This window comes from Microbacterium sp. LWH12-1.2, from assembly GCF_040675825.1.
Lineage (GTDB): Bacteria > Actinomycetota > Actinomycetes > Actinomycetales > Microbacteriaceae > Microbacterium.
Genome location: NZ_JBEGIJ010000001.1, coordinates 2093116 through 2107632 on the forward strand (window position 1 = coordinate 2093116; position 14517 = coordinate 2107632).

16 protein-coding genes are annotated in these 14517 nt (G+C 68.7%); 5 read left to right on the plus strand and 11 right to left on the minus strand.

Annotated elements, in window-relative coordinates; genetic code table 11:
- Positions 1-15: 15 nt before the first annotated feature.
- From MRBLWH12_RS10170 to MRBLWH12_RS10205, 8 genes are all read right to left on the minus strand, one after another.
- A complete protein-coding gene (locus MRBLWH12_RS10170) occupies positions 16-906 on the minus strand; it encodes a siderophore-interacting protein (protein ID WP_363548623.1) in 891 nt (296 codons plus the stop codon).
- Positions 903-2711, minus strand: a complete 1809-nt coding sequence (locus MRBLWH12_RS10175) for an ABC transporter ATP-binding protein (protein ID WP_363548625.1) — start codon at positions 2709-2711, stop codon at positions 903-905. The genes MRBLWH12_RS10170 and MRBLWH12_RS10175 overlap by 4 nt, the downstream gene beginning before the upstream one ends.
- Positions 2704-4344 carry an ABC transporter ATP-binding protein gene (locus MRBLWH12_RS10180; RefSeq protein WP_363548627.1) on the minus strand — a complete coding sequence of 547 codons (1641 nt, stop codon included), beginning with the start codon at positions 4342-4344 and terminating at the stop codon, positions 2704-2706. Before MRBLWH12_RS10180 ends, MRBLWH12_RS10175 begins: the two co-directional genes overlap by 8 nt.
- Positions 4341-5129, minus strand: coding sequence for an ABC transporter ATP-binding protein (locus tag MRBLWH12_RS10185; protein ID WP_363548629.1), 789 nt, complete (start codon positions 5127-5129; stop codon positions 4341-4343). The genes MRBLWH12_RS10180 and MRBLWH12_RS10185 overlap by 4 nt, the downstream gene beginning before the upstream one ends.
- An 11-nt stretch (positions 5130-5140) precedes the next feature.
- A complete protein-coding gene (locus MRBLWH12_RS10190; RefSeq protein ID WP_363548631.1) occupies positions 5141-6244 on the minus strand; it encodes a FecCD family ABC transporter permease in 1104 nt (367 codons plus the stop codon).
- Positions 6241-7350, minus strand: coding sequence for a FecCD family ABC transporter permease (locus MRBLWH12_RS10195; RefSeq protein WP_363548633.1), 1110 nt, complete (start codon positions 7348-7350; stop codon positions 6241-6243). The genes MRBLWH12_RS10190 and MRBLWH12_RS10195 overlap by 4 nt, the downstream gene beginning before the upstream one ends.
- Positions 7347-8408, minus strand: coding sequence for an ABC transporter substrate-binding protein (locus MRBLWH12_RS10200; RefSeq protein ID WP_341978166.1), 1062 nt, complete (start codon positions 8406-8408; stop codon positions 7347-7349). Before MRBLWH12_RS10200 ends, MRBLWH12_RS10195 begins: the two co-directional genes overlap by 4 nt.
- A 168-nt stretch (positions 8409-8576) precedes the next feature.
- The gene (locus MRBLWH12_RS10205) at positions 8577-9419 is read right to left on the minus strand and encodes an AraC family transcriptional regulator (protein WP_363548635.1); all 843 of its coding nucleotides are present in this window, start codon (positions 9417-9419) and stop codon (positions 8577-8579) included.
- A gap of 149 nt (positions 9420-9568) precedes the next feature.
- Here MRBLWH12_RS10205 and MRBLWH12_RS10210 point away from each other — a divergent pair, with 149 nt between their 5' ends.
- Both MRBLWH12_RS10210 and MRBLWH12_RS10215 read left to right on the plus strand, forming a co-directional pair.
- On the plus strand, positions 9569-9841 hold the full coding sequence (locus MRBLWH12_RS10210) for a DUF6412 domain-containing protein (RefSeq protein ID WP_341978162.1): 273 nt from the start codon (positions 9569-9571) through the stop codon (positions 9839-9841).
- Positions 9842-9907: 66 nt separating this feature from the next.
- Positions 9908-10678 carry a YidC/Oxa1 family membrane protein insertase gene (locus tag MRBLWH12_RS10215; RefSeq protein WP_363548637.1) on the plus strand — a complete coding sequence of 257 codons (771 nt, stop codon included), beginning with the start codon at positions 9908-9910 and terminating at the stop codon, positions 10676-10678.
- Here MRBLWH12_RS10215 and MRBLWH12_RS10220 read toward each other — a convergent pair.
- The 3 genes from MRBLWH12_RS10220 to MRBLWH12_RS10230 form a co-directional block, all read right to left on the minus strand.
- Positions 10650-11591, minus strand: coding sequence for an EamA family transporter (locus tag MRBLWH12_RS10220; RefSeq protein ID WP_341978158.1), 942 nt, complete (start codon positions 11589-11591; stop codon positions 10650-10652). The genes MRBLWH12_RS10215 and MRBLWH12_RS10220 overlap by 29 nt on opposite strands.
- 65 nt (positions 11592-11656) lie before the next feature.
- Positions 11657-12541 (minus strand): SDR family oxidoreductase, encoded by an 885-nt coding sequence (locus MRBLWH12_RS10225; RefSeq protein WP_341978156.1) that lies wholly within the window; start codon positions 12539-12541, stop codon positions 11657-11659.
- Between the two features lie 134 nt (positions 12542-12675).
- A complete protein-coding gene (locus MRBLWH12_RS10230; protein WP_341978154.1) occupies positions 12676-13023 on the minus strand; it encodes an ATP-dependent DNA ligase in 348 nt (115 codons plus the stop codon).
- Positions 13024-13087: 64 nt separating this feature from the next.
- Here MRBLWH12_RS10230 and MRBLWH12_RS10235 point away from each other — a divergent pair, with 64 nt between their 5' ends.
- From MRBLWH12_RS10235 to MRBLWH12_RS10245, 3 genes are all read left to right on the plus strand, one after another.
- Positions 13088-13420, plus strand: a complete 333-nt coding sequence (locus MRBLWH12_RS10235; RefSeq protein WP_363548640.1) for a hypothetical protein — start codon at positions 13088-13090, stop codon at positions 13418-13420.
- Between the two features lie 70 nt (positions 13421-13490).
- A complete protein-coding gene (locus MRBLWH12_RS10240; RefSeq protein ID WP_363548642.1) occupies positions 13491-13997 on the plus strand; it encodes an FHA domain-containing protein in 507 nt (168 codons plus the stop codon).
- A 103-nt stretch (positions 13998-14100) separates the two neighbouring features.
- Complete coding sequence (locus MRBLWH12_RS10245) at positions 14101-14514, plus strand: CBS domain-containing protein (protein ID WP_363548644.1); 414 nt, start codon at positions 14101-14103, stop codon at positions 14512-14514.
- Positions 14515-14517 lie beyond the last annotated feature (3 nt).

The following is a 14517-nucleotide window of genomic DNA, read 5'->3' on the forward strand; positions in this document are numbered from 1 at the left end:
TGCCGGTGCCCGCGTTCAGAGGCCGAGCCGGTCGAGCTGCTCCTCGAAGCGGATCTGCACATCCTCCGGCTCGGCGTCATCGGTCTCGGCCCAGATCGCATCGAGCTCCTTCTGCACCGCGTCGGGGAGCGCAGCGAACTTCTCATCCCACGCTGCGATCGGCGTCCAGTAGCCGACGACCTTGAACCGCGTCGCCGGCAGGCCGAGTTCCTTGCGCAGGTACTTGCGCACGTCGCGCAGGGCGACGGTCTCACCGGCGACCCACACGTACCCGTCTTCGAGCCGGAGTCGGTCGTCGACGATGCCGCGCAGGATCGGACCGAGCGCGCTCGGCCCGTGGCCGTTGCCGCCGATGACCCAGGTGACCTCGACGTCGCCACCCACCTCGAACGCGACCTGATCGGCTTCGCTCGGCACCTCGAGCACGACCCGCGTCCGCACGCCCTCCGGCGTCTCGGCGGCGATCCGCGCCACCGCGGGGAGCCCGGTCAGGTCCGCCACCAGCACCTGCCAGGTGATTCCCGGCGGCGGCGAATACAGGCCCGTCGGGGAGTTCAACCCGAGTACATGCCCCGGTTCGGCGCGCGCGGCCCAGGGCCCGGCGACTCCCGCTTCGTGGATCACGAAATCGATGTCGAGCTCGTCGGCATCCGGACGGACGCCGCTGATCGTGTAGGTGCGCATCGGGGCCTCCGGTGCGCCCTCGGGTGTCTCCCACCAGTCGCCGGCCGGCACGGGCAGCGAGACGTCGGTGGGGTCTTCGCCGTGCGGGAAGAACACCCGCACGTATTCGTCGCCGATGCCGGTGCTGAGGAAGTCGGCGATGCCGCTGCCTGCGAGCGTCACGCGCACGAGCGTCGGTGTGAGGGTGGTGGTGCTGCTGACGATGCCGCGGTGGATGTTCACGGAGTCTCCGTCTCTTCTGGGGTGGTCTGAGGGGCTGGCGTGCTCGGCGTCTGGACGAGCCAAGAGGAGCGATACGGTCCGTCCGTCGCGAGGAGTTCTTCGTGGGTGCCGCGCTGCGTCGCCCGGCCGTCGGCGAAGACGATGATCTGCTCGGCACTCGCCGCCTGCTGCAGCCGGTGCGCGATGAGCAGCGCGGTGCGGCCCTGGCGCAGCACCCCGATCGCCTCCTCCACCGCATCGCGATGATGCAGCCCGACATCGGCGGTCGCCTCGTCGAGGATCACCACCTCCGGGTCGGCGAGGAACGCGCGCGCGACAGCGAGTTGCTGGATGCGGCCTTCGTCGAGGGGCGCGACGGGATTCGCGGAGGGGTCCTCGGCGAGGTCCGTCGCCATCGCCTCGACCGCCCATCCCGCCCCGACCGCGCGCAGGGCAGCGACCATGTCGTCGTGGCTCGCCCCGGGTGCGACGAGTCGGAGGTTGTCGGCGATCGTGCCCCGGAAATGGTGCAGTTCTTGCGAGAGGTAGTACGGGGTGCCTCCCCCCGGGGCGAGGTGCACGCTGCCCGATGTCGGCGGATGGTGGCCGGCGATGACGCGGGCGAGCGTGCTCTTGCCGGACCCGGAGGTCCCGACGAGAGCCGCGGTGGTGCCCTGCTCCACCTGCAGCGTCACCTCGCTGATCCCGCGACCGGTGCTCGGGTAGCGAAAGGTGACATCGCGCACTTCGATTCCCGCTGCCTCGATGACCGCTGTGCGCTTCGGCGCAGCATCCGACGCCGACTCCCGCGCCGCGACCGCCGCAGGCGCGAGATCGATGACCCCCACGAGTCGCGCGAGTCCGATGGTCGCCCGCTGGATGTCGTCGAGTCCGAAGATCAGCTGCCCGACCGGGTCGAACAGCCGATGGAAGAGCAGCGCCGCCGTGGTGACCGTCCCCACGGTGATCGCAGCGGCGGAATGCAGCAGAAAGCCGGTGCAGAGGATCGCGGCGAGGCCGACGAGCTCTCCGGCGTTGATCCACCGGAACAATCGGTTCGTCACGCGAACGCCCTCGACCTGCATCCGGATCGAGGATTCGGCGCGCTCCCGCACCCGCTCCAGCGCGTGCTCCTGTTCGTTGAACGCCGTGAGCGTGTCGATGGCCTCGACCGCATCGAGCACCGCCTGACTGCGGGCTGCTTCGCGCACCCGGACCTCGCGGAACACCACGCGGGATCTCCGCAGGAACGCACGGGTGCCGAGCGCATAGAACGGAGCAGCGGCGACGCCGGCGAGAGCGAGCCAGGGGTCCAGAGCGGTCAGCGCGACGACCGAGACTCCGATCGCGAACCCCGCCGAGAGGAGCGTCGGGGCGACGTTCCCTCCAGCCTCCGCCACGGCGTCGACGTCGCCGGTGACCCGCGAGAGCAGATCGGCGCTCTCGCCGTCGTCGATCGCACTCACGGGAAGACGCATCGCCGAGGCGAACGCGTCCTCGCGCAGGGTGGCGAGCATGTCCTGCACCAGCCCGGCGAGCATCCGTACCGCCCACAGCATCACGATGGCCGCGCCGATGGCGCCCGCACCGGCGCCGATCACCCAGCCGGCGATGGTGGCGAACCCCGCGTGTGACGAGACGGCGTCGACGATGCGGCCGAGGCACGTCGGCGTCACGATCCCGAGAGCGGATGCCATGAGGAAGAGCCCAGCGACCGCTGCGGTCCTCCCCCGGTGCTGTCGCAGCAGCGCTCCGACGGCGGCGCGCACGCGGGCGCTGGAGGCGATCGGCAGCAGCGCGGCTGTCGAGCTCGGATCACTACTCATCTCGAGCGTCCGATCCTTCGGCGGAGAGTTCGACGACCCGATCGCAAATGCCGAGCAGCACAGGAGAGGTCGTGATCACGACGACGGTCGAGCTGTGCGCCGAGAGCGCGCGGGCGATGTGTGCCTCGGTGATGGCATCCACGGCCGAGGTCGGCTCGTCGAGCACGAGCACATCGGCGTCCGCGTGCAGGGCGCGAGCGATCCCGATGCGCTGCCGCTGTCCGCCGGACAATCGCCTTCCGGCCTCGCCGACCTGCGCGTCCCAGCCGCCGATCTCCGCGACGGTCTCGTGCAGAGCCGCCATCTGGATGACGGCGGGACGTGGGAGATCCGTCATCGAGCGTCCCCGAACCGCTTCGCGCAGCGTGCCGCTCATGATCGTCTGCCCGTGCGGCGGGGCGACGACGCGGCGGCGGTACTCCACCGGATCCAGATCGGACACGTCCCTGAACTCCCCGTCGACGACGAGCGAGACACGGCCCCGATCCGCGCGCGTGCGCAGGCCGAGGAGACGGGAGAGGGCTCGGGACGCGTCGCTGTCCGCGGGGCGGATACCGAGAAGCTCACCCGCGCGCACCTCCACGAGCGGCGAATCCGCGGAACCCGTGCGGAAGGCCAGCACCGCGCCGTTCGGCGGAGTCGTGGGGCGCTCCGGCTCCGATGGCACCTCGAGGAGATCCTCGGCGTCGATGACCTCGGCGAGCCTCTTCGCCGAGGCGAGCTTGTGGATCCAGTTCGAGGGGAACGACCCGGCATAGGCGAGGTAGCCGCTGATGAACTGGGCGAGTCCGAGCACGGTCACCAGCTCGCCGATGCTGATCCTGCCCTCCGCGGCGAACCATGCCGAGATGCCGGCCAGAGCGGTCGTGGCCACGGCTGCGAGGGTCGCGCTCACCGCCTCGTATGCGGCGAGCGATCGGCCGGCAGCCGTTGCGGCGCGACGGGAGACGTCACTCGCGGCGACATAACGCCGCACGGCCTCTTCACGGGCACCGATGCCCACCAGCACCCGGAATCCGCTCATGAAGTCGGCGGCGACCGCCCCCGCCTCGGTCGCCGCCCGCTGCTCGACCAGACCGCGGTTCTCGAGGGGCCGCGAGACGACGCGCATGACGAGCATCATCGCGATGGTCGAGCCGAACACGACGATTGTCGCAGCCGGCGAGATCACCAGCATGGCCAGCCCCGCGCCGATGATCGCAGCGATCGCGGCGCACTGCTGCGCGACCGACCAGGCGACGCCGGCCACCCGATAGGTATCGGAGGTGACGAAGGTCAATGCCTCACCCGCGGTCACGGTGCGACGGGAGAGCCGGGGCCGGAGCATTCGGGAGAGCGCGAGGTGGCGCAGCGCCTGCTCGCCGTGTCCGTAGATCGTCACCATGAGGCGGGATGCGGACTGGTAACTCACGGTCAGCACGAGGAAGGTGCCGACCAGCACGCCGACCCAGATCCCGAGCGCGATCGGGTCAGCAGGGAGCACCGCGCGATCGATCGTCGCGCCGATGATGACGGGGATCGCGGCTTCGGCCAGCGTGTGCACGACGAGGAGCGCCGTCGCAGCGGCGAGAGCGACCCCGCGTCCTTCGGCGGACAACGCGATGCCGAAGAGGCGCCGTGGTGTGCTCGTCACGACGTCCGCCGACCGAGCGGGAGCACGAGCGGTGTTCCCGAGACGGGGTCCGTGATCACCATGCACGGAAGATCGTACACGGCCTCGACGAGCTCGGCGGTGATGATCTCACGAGGATCGCCCTGCGCCACGATGGCCCCGTCGCGCATCGCCACGAGGTGGGTCGCGTACCGCGCGGCGTGGTTGAGATCGTGCAGCACGGCGACCAGAGTGGTGCCGTTGCGGTGCAGATCGGCGAACAGTTCCATCAGGTCGATCTGGTGCGCGATGTCGAGGAAGGTCGTCGGTTCGTCCAGCAGCAGGTGCTTCGTCTGCTGAGCGAGGGCCATCGCCACCCAGACGCGCTGCCGCTGACCTCCCGAGAGCTCGTCCACGAGCCGGCGCGACAGGTCGGTGACCCCGGTCGCCGCCATCGCTTCGGACACCGCGCGTTCGTCGGCGCTGCTCCATGTGCGCATGGCGCTCTGGTGGGGGAAACGCCCCCGGCCGACGAGGTCGGCGACCGTGATGCCGTCAGGCGCGATGGATGACTGGGGCAGAAGCCCGAGCTTGCGCGCGGCTTCCTTCGGCCGGAGGGAGCGCAGTTCGTCGCCCTCGAGGTACACGGCGCCGGTGGTCGGGCGCAGCAGGCGGGCGAACCCGCGCAGGAGCGTCGACTTGCCGCACGCATTGGGGCCGATGATGATCGTGAACGAGTCATCGGGAACCTGCAGCGACAGCGCGGAGACGATGGGGACGTCTCCGTACCCGAGTGTGATGTCGCGGGCCAGCAGCGAAGCGGTCATGGGTGTTCCTTTCAGGTGCGGCGCGTGAACTGGGCGGCCAGCAGCCAGGCGAGATAGACGCCGCCGACCGAGACCGTCACGACGCCTACCGGCACGGCGATGAGTTGGGCGACGGCGTCCGACACCACCACGAGGGCGGCGCCGGTGAGCATCACCGGAAGTGTGCCCATCGGAGTGTTCGAACGGGTGAGACGCTGCGAGATCTGCGGAGCCGCGAGCGCGATGAAAGAGATGGGTCCCGCTGCCGCGGTGACGAGGGCGACCAGAGCGACGCCGAACACCATCGCCGCGAGACGGGTGCGCCCAGGGCTGACGCCCAGCGCGGTCGCCGCGTCATCGCCCATCTCCAGCACCGGAAGCGTTCGATGGAGAGGGAGGGAGAGAACGGTCACGATCGCGAACACGATCGCCGCGGGGATGAGCTGGTCGAAGCCGAGCGAGGCGAGAGAGCCTGCGCCCCAGGTCGCCGCCATCATGGCCTTCTCCACACTGACCGAGATGAGGATCCAGGAGGTGAGGGATCCGAGCCCCGCCGAGACGCCGATGCCGACGATGATCAGACGAAACGACGACATCGTGTTCTTGCTCGCAAGGACGTAGACGATCAGTGCGGTGGCGAGACCGCCGACGAGCGCGCCCGCCGCCTTGAACATGTACGTGTTCAGCTCGAGGACGATCATCACGAGCGTCACGCCGAACTGGGCGCCGATTCCGAAGCCGATGATGTCAGGAGACCCGAGCGGGTTGCGGGTGAGGGACTGGAAGATGCCGCCGGCGAGAGCGAGCGCCGCCCCGCACAGCACCGCGAACAGCACGCGCGGGAGTCGCCATTCGAACACCACCTGCCGGATGTCCGGATCGGATGCCGGGTCTGCGATCGCCCGGACAACCGAGCCGAAGTCCACCTCGTACGCGCCGATGGTCATGGAGGCCAGGCCCGCCAGGACGATCACGACGACGAGTGCGGCGCACACGATGACCGAACGGACCGGGATGAGTGCGGCGATACGCGGGGTCTCGATCCGGATCAGGCGGCGTCCGCGGTCGACCGGCGCGGATGCGGTGTGCTGCGCTGCTGCGCCCCGCGGGGCGACGGACTTCTGATCGGTGCTCACAGTCCGCTCACCCTCTTGCGGCGCACGAGGATGATCAGGATCGGCGCCCCCAGCAGCGCGGTGACGATACCGACGCGGAGCTCCCCGCTGGGAAGCACGATTCGGCCGAGGATGTCGGCGAACAGCAGGAAGGCTGGACCGATGATCATCGAGTAGCTCAGCACCCAGCGCTGGTCCGGACCGGTGAACCAGCGGACGATGTGCGGGATCATCAGCCCCACGAACGCGATGGGTCCGGCGGCGGCGACGCTCGTTCCCGCCAGCAGGGTGACGGCGATGATCACCGTCACCCGGGTCACGCGCACGCGCGCTCCGAGTGCCTGCGCCAGGTCATCGCCCAGTGCCAGAGCATTCAGCGAACGTGCGCACAGGAGCCCGATCAGCAGGCCGATCACGATCAAGGGAACCGCCCAGGTGAGCTGGTCGAGGGTGCGTCCACCGATCGAGCCGACCCCCCAGAAGCGCATGACCTGAAGGGTGCTGTGGTCGCGCAGCACGATCGCGGTCGTGAAGCCCGTGCAGGCTGCGCCCAACGCGACTCCGGCGAGCGTCAGCTTCATGGGCGTGGCGCCCGACGCCCCGAACGAGCCCAGAACGTAGACGAGCAGAGTGAGGACGAGTGCTCCGAGAAGGGCGAAGGGCACATATGCGCCCGGGGCGGTCAGACCGAGCACGCCGATCGCGAACGTGACGGCGAACGATGCTCCGGCGTTCACACCGAGGATGCCGGGGTCGGCCAGCGGGTTGCGCGTGAAGGCCTGGATCAGCCCGCCGCAGACGGCCAGCGCGGCCCCCACCGCGATACCGAGGAGCGTGCGGGGCACCCGAAGCTCCGTGACCATCAGGTGCAGGGGGTTGTCGTCGTCGTAGGCGAAGAGAGACTGCAGTACGGTCACCGGATCGATCGCGCGGTTGCCGACCGCGAGCGAGGCGACGGCGGCGACCACCAGCACCACCGCCGAGATCACGAGACCTGTGATGAGGGTCCCATTGCGGTGCGGGGAGCCGTCTGCACGACTCCCCGCACCCGTGTTCGAGACATCGGTGCCGTCTTCTGCCGCCAGCGGGGTCCGGGGAGAAGCCGGCCGGAGCATCGCCGAGGTCACTTCCCCGCGATGGTCGGCTTGCCCTGCAGCGCGGCGGCGAGGTCGTCGACGTACTTCGGCAGGATGTACTGCAGCGAGAGCACAGTCGGTGCGCTGATCGCCGAGGCCTCGGCGTCGTCCGCGTAGATGACGTACGAACCGTTGGCGATCGGGTCCCAGCGCGACACGACCTTGTTCTCCACCGTGTACGTGCCCTCAGCGGCGCTGCCGCCCCAGGCGGCGAACAGATCGGCCGGGACGTCGTAGAGCTTCTCGAGGCTCACGCCCGTGTACCAGTTGTCGCCCTCGGCGCTGGCGAGAAAGCTGTCCATCGCCGAAGTCGAGGTGAACCCGAGCGCTTCGGTGATGCGCACGCGCGGGTCGTACTCGAGGTAGACGCCGAGATCGGTGCCGCCCTCGTTCAGGGTCAGACCCCAGACGAACGTCTTGTCGTCGAACTCGGGGTGCTCGTCGGCGAGCGAGGTGATGAGGTCCTCGGTCTCGCCGATCAGCTCCTCGGCCTTGGCGTCCTCGGACATCGCCGCGCCGATGGTGCGCGTCATGCCTTCCCAGGTGCCCGGGTTCCAGGGTCCCTCGATGTAAGGGATGGTCGGGGCGATCTCGCTCAGCCGGTCGTACTCGATGTCGGTGACTCCCGAGTAGAGGCTCAGGATGAGGTCGGGCTTGAGCTCCTTGATCGCCTCGTAGTTCGGGCCGTCCTCGACGAAGGGGATGATCTCTGGAGTGTCGCCGTACTCCTCGGTGACGAAGTCCTCGAACCACGGCTGATAGCCGCTCTCGTCAGCACCCCACACCTCTTCGATGCCGACCGGGTTGGTTCCGAGAGCGGCGACGATATCCGGAGTCATCCAGCCGAGGGCGACGATACGCGTGGGCTTCTCGGGGATCACCGTCTCACCGTGGGCGTGCTCGATGACCACACCGTCCGTGGCGGCAGCTGCGGATCCGGAGTTCTCCTCCGGTGCCGAGCACCCCGCGAGGGTGAGGGCGGCGGCGACGGCTGCGGCGACGAGCGCGGCACCTCGCCGGATCTTCGGGCGCGCAAGAGTGTGCGTCATGATTCTCCTTCGGGATGGGGAGGGGGTGTGCCGCGTCAACGCAGCGAGAAGTTAGGTAAGCATGTCCTAACTATTCGATGGTAGAACGCGGATGCGGTGCTCAGTGTCGAAGGATCGACGACTTGTGTCGAAGAACCGACAACTGTCGTGAACCGGACCGGCTCGACGTCACCGCCAGTACGTCTGGTGAGCGGCATCGGCCTGCACACGCGCGACGTACTGCCGCGGCGTGAGACCGAACCGTTGCTTGAATGCCGCGGAGAAGGCGCTCGTCGTCGCGTAGCCGCAGCGGTGCGCCGCCGCCCCGATCGGCGTACTGGCGACGATCAGTCGCGCTCCGAGGGTCATCCGTACGCCGGTGCGCCACCGCCCGAAGCTCATGCCCACGTCGTTCTGGAAGATGCGCAGAACGGTTCGTTCGTGCAGCCCGTGCGCCAAGAAGAGGTCCTGGGTGCTGAGCGGATCGCCGGGGTCCGCGAGCACCGCCTGCACGAGCGGAGCGACCCGTTCGTCGGCGGGCATCGGCACCTCACCCCATTCGGTCGCGGCCTCCGGCAGGGGTTGCTGCAGCATCTCGATGAGCACCGATTGGATGCGCACGCGCAGGTCGGTCGGCATGTCGTTGATGCCCAGGTGGAGGAGCATCTCCTGCACCGCGCGCGGCACGAGGACCCGCGTGACGTCGTCGATCGGGGCGATCAGCGACGAGTCGGGGATGTAGGTGTAGCAGCCGGTCGAGTCGGATTCGTGGTGGGCCGTGTGCGGGGTGTGCGCGGGGATCCACACTCCCTGCCCCGGCGCGAGGCGCCACATCGCATCCTGCAGGTGCACCCACACCGTGCCGCGGTAGCACCAGGCGAGCATCGCATCCTCGTGCGAATGCGGAGGCGAGAGCGGTCGGGTGCCGGTGTCTTCACCTGTGACGACCCCGGTACCCATCAGGTACGGTCCGGTCACGGTCGACGGATGCGAAGGGCTCGCGGCCCAGTCATCCTGCCGGTAAGTGATCATTGCGTGCTCCAGGAAGTCGGCTTGCCCCGCCGTCGCGACGCAGAGTCGCCGAGAGTGCCGTCCCCGCGATGCTAGCTGGCTTCCGCGACCGGGTTCTCGGCCGACGACTCGACCACGAGTGCTACCCTCGCAGCGAAGGGAGCGCACACATGGGCGAATGGTTCGGGCAGATGCTGAGCATCGTCCTCACTGCGCTCGGCCTCGTCTCCACGCCGGATGCAACCGCCCTCGGGCTCGCCATCGCCGTCGTCGCGGTCGCCGTTCTCGCCCTCGCCATCACGCTCAGCGCACTTCCCACCGGAGGCGGCGGTTCGCCCCATCCGCGTCGCGCGATCGATATCGGAACCCTCCTCACCCAGAGCGATCCGGATGCCGCTGGTCATCCGCGTCCTCGTGCGCCGGGAGTCGTGCCCGCCGCGTAACCCGTCCTTCCTGGCTCGGGAAACGCGGCCTCGGCCGACCCTTCCCGATGCCACGAACGGACCCTCATGGACCCCTTTGCCTTTCCACCCCTCGCCGCGCTCCTGAACGCCGCCTACGGCGCCCTCGCCGGCCTCTCCACAGCTCTCACGCCTGCCCTCGGCGGCATCGCCGCCGCCGGCGCCGTCGTTCTCGTCACCCTGCTGGTGCGCGCACTCCTCATCCCTGTCGGGGTCTCGCAGGCGAAGGCCGAGCAGACCCGCTCGCGCCTCGCCCCCCGACTGCGCGAACTGCAGCGGCGGCACAAGAAGAACCCCGAACGGCTGCAGCGCGAGACCATGGCGCTGTATCGCAGCGAGAACACCTCGCCTTTCGCCGGGATGCTGCCCGTGCTCGCCCAAGCGCCGGTGATCGGCATCCTGTACACCCTGTTCCTGCGACCCGAGATCGCCGGGCATCCGAACGCGCTGCTCTCCCACGATCTGCTCGGCGCTCCGCTGGGCGCGAGTTTCGTCTCGGTCGTGTTCGGCGGCTCCGCCGACGCAGCGACCATGCTCGTGTGGGGCACCCTCCTCGCGCTCATGATCGCCGTGGCCGAAGTCACCCGTCGAGTGTTCCGGCCGACGCAGGTCGACGACTCACCGCTGAACTCCCCGGGAATGCTGCGGGTGGTGGCGGCCATGCACTATCTGACCGCCGTCTTCGCCGTGCTGGTCCCGCTCGCCGCGGCCCTCTATCTCGCCGTCACGGTCGTCTGGACGCTCGTCCAGCGGATGCTGCTGCGCAGGCGGTTCCCGCTGCCTGCGGCGGTCAGTCCGGGAGCGGGATCGTCCCGGTGAACACGGTGGGCGGGTCGTCGACGTCCTTCGCCTCGGCATCCGCTCGCCGCCGTGCGTGTCGCACACCGAGAGTCGTTCCGACGCTCGCCACCACGACCAGACCGACGGCGGCCAGCCGCAACGGTGTCGCGTCCTGACCGAGCACGAGCCAGCCTGCCAGGATCGCGAACGCGGGCTCGAGGCTGAGCAGCACCCCGAACACCCGCTGCGGGAGACGGCGAAGCGCGGCGAGCTCGAAGCTGTACGGGATCACCGACGACAGCACCGCGGTGAGAACTGCCAGCAGAATCAGCTGGCCATCTGCCGCGATCGTGATCGAGGCCGGCACACCGAGCGGCAGCAGCAGCACCGCGGCGACGACCAGTCCGACCGCCAGCCCCGCGCTACCGGGGATGAGCGCGCCCACGCGCGCGCTCATCCGGATGTACATCACCCAGAAGCCCGCCGCGATCAGGATGAAGAGCACACCGAGCGGATCGAGCGGATCGGCACCGATCATCCCGTCGATGCCCAGCAGCGCCATGCCCAGCAGCGCGACGCCGACCCAAGCGGCGTCAGCGAGGCGGCGGGTGAGCACGGCGGCGAGGATGAGGGGGCCGAGGAATTCGATCGCGACAGCGGGACCGAGCGGAATGCGGTCGATCGCGGCATAGAAGAAGCCGTTCATCCCCGCCAGCGAGAGCCCGAAGAGCGCCGCGGCGATCCACTGCGTGCGGGTCCAACGGCGTGGTCTCGGGCGCACGATCACGACGAGGAGCAGTGCGGCGATCGCGATGCGCAGCGAGGTCACGCCCCAGGCGCCGAGCACCGGGAAGAGCTGGGTCGCGATGGCGGCACCGAAGGGCAGTGACAGGCACGATCCGACGACGAGCGCGACACCGAGGAGAGGACGAGGCGACGCGTTCGATGGCACGTACTCCACCCTGGGGCATCACCCTGCGCCGCGTCCATTCGGCGCGGGGTGCTGCCGCGCTTGTTCTAGAGGTGCTTCCCGCCCGTCACCGGGAGTACGGCACCGGACACGTACGACGATTCGTTCGAGGCGAGGTAGACATAGGCTCCGGCGAGCTCGGCGGGCTGTCCGGCCCGCCCGAGCGGCGTGTCCTGCCCGAACGACGCCAGCCTCTCGGCATCCCACCCTGTGGCGGGGATCAGCGGCGTCCAGATCGGACCGGGCGCGACGGCATTCACGCGAATACCCTTGGGCCCCGCCTCTTCGGCGAGCGCCTTCACGAACGCCACCTGAGCCGCCTTGGTCATCGCGTAGTCGATGAGTCCAGGCGAGGGGTTGTATGCCTGGATCGATGCGGTGACGATGATGCTGGCACCCGCTTCGAGCGCCGAGAACGCCGCGCGCGCGGAATACAGGAGCCCGAACAGGTTCGTCTCGAAGACCCGGCGCATGTCCTCGGTGCGGAGACTCTCGAAGCCGTCGATGTCGTGCTGGTACGCCGCGTTCAGGACCAGGATGTCCAGGCCGCCGAGTTCACGGCGCGTCCGGGACACGGCATCCGATGCGAACGACTCTTCTCGCACATCGCCCGCGAGACTCACACCCTTCCGCCCCGCCGCTCGTACCTGTTCGAGTGTCGCGTCGGCATCCTCCTGCTCCTCGGTCATGTGCACGATCGCGACATCCGCACCCTCTCGGGCGAAGGCGATCGCGACCGCGCGGCCGATGCCGGAGTCTCCGCCGGTGATCAGCGCCCGCCGCCCCTCGAGGCGGCCATGGCCGACGTAGCTCGATTCGCCGTGGTCCGGCGTCGGACGCGTCTCGTCGGTCAGCCCCGGCTGATCCTGCTGCTGCGGAGGGAAAGGGCCGCCCGTGTGCAGCGTGCGGGGATCGGAGGTGTTCTCTGCCATCGTGATGTCTCCTCGAGTCATGGGTCCGGTCAGACGAGCATCCGATACCCCGACCGGTGAGCCCCAGGGGGTTGACACACCTTCGGCTATTCCGGCATCACGCGGGAGTTGGCAACGCGAGCGCTGACGAAGCGCTAGAGCGGCGGCGTGACCGGCAGGTCCGGGCTGCTGGGCGCTTCGCCGGTCTCAGCCGGCTCTGGCACGAGGTAGAGACCGCTCGGTGCGTTGGCCGTGAAGGCCAGTGCTTCGATCCAGGCCCGATTGATCGACGGCTGCCTGCTCCCGAAGTACTTGAAGACCAGAGAACTGCTCGGCTGGATCCACACGGTGGTGCGTCCACCGCCGACGCTCGCATCTTCTCGCCAGCTGAACGGGAACGGCTCACCCCGGCGCAGCTTGGCCGTGATCACGAGTTGCAGATGCGTGAGAGCACGGTCCTCGATCTCGGTCTTCACGCCGCCCTCGTAGATGAACTTGCCCATGCAGATTCGCCCTTCCGTCTCTAGGGGATTGTCGGATTCAACCCTCATGCGTAGCGTAAGCCTTATGGGCATGCTCTTCTACGGCGGCACGGCCGACCCCATCCTGATCGAGGACCGAACCCTCGCGCATCTGAAGGTCGTCATCGCCACCAAGCTTCGTCGTAACGAGAGCTTCACCCTGTCCTGGAAGCACTCCGATGATCATCCGCCCGGACGATCGACGATATGGCTGCATCCGTCCATCCCCCTGCGGTTCGTCTTCGACGAGCCGGAGCCGCCGAAGCTGCACGTCGAATGGATCACGGCCTTGGCGAATTCTGCGAACACCAGTGGCGGTATCACGTTGGTCCCCGAGCACATGACGCCCCCCGACGGAGTTGACGCCGCGTCGTCGTGAAGTCAACCCCCTCGGCGAGGTGGGCGGTCGCGTCTAGCGTCGTCAAGCAGACCCGCTGAGGAGGCGCCCCATGGACGAGAACCGCACCGATGAGAGCGAAACGCTCGACGGAAACACCCCCACCACGACCCACGCCGAATGGGGTGCGGGCAACCCGCACCTGCTGATCACCCGGGACGACGAGCGGACGGAGCATCCGCTCGATGTCGATGTCGTCCGGATCGGCTCTGCCGGCGGCAATGAACTGCAGCTCAGCGACACCGATCCGGTGCATGCGACGATCCAGCACGACGAGCGCGACGAGTACGTTCTTACACTGCACGGCGAAGGCGAGATGAATGCCCAACCGGATGCAGCCGCGACCCACGCGGGCGAGCGCACTCAGACCCTCCGCACCGGCGCGCGCTTCACCGCGGGGCCGTGGACCTTCGTCTTCGCGCGTGAGGAATACGCCGATCACGGCCGACCCTACGGCGGGCGCCTGGGCGGCGAATACTCGGATCAGCGGCTGCAGCCACCGCGTCCCGACTACCGGGACGACGCGCACCCGACCACTGAACCGCGTTGGCGGGGTTGACGCACGCACGCCGCCTTGTCAATGCCCCTCACGAGTCGCGCTATTGCCCTTAGCGTCGATCGCAGAAGGAAAGAACATCGAATGGCACGAGAGGGAGAGCGCAATGACCACCGCACGCGACATCATGACTCCGAGCCCCCGCTGCATCGGCGAGAACGACTCGCTGCGCATCGCCGCGAACATCATGTCCGACCTCGACGTGGGGTCCCTGCCTATCTGCGGAGAGGACAGCAAGCTGAAGGGAATGCTGACCGACCGCGACATCATCGTGCGCGCCGTCGCCGTCGGTCTCGACACCGAGACCACTCCGGCCAGTGCGCTCGCTCAGGGAAAGCCGGTGACGGTCGACATCGACGACAACATCGACGTCGCACTCGAGCTGATGCAGAAGCACCAGATCCGCCGGGTACCCGTGATCGAAGACCATCTGCTCGTCGGAATCGTGAGCCAGGCCGACATCGCCCGGTCGCTCTCGGCCGAGCAGACCGGCGAGACGGTCGAGAGCATCTCGCAGTGACCG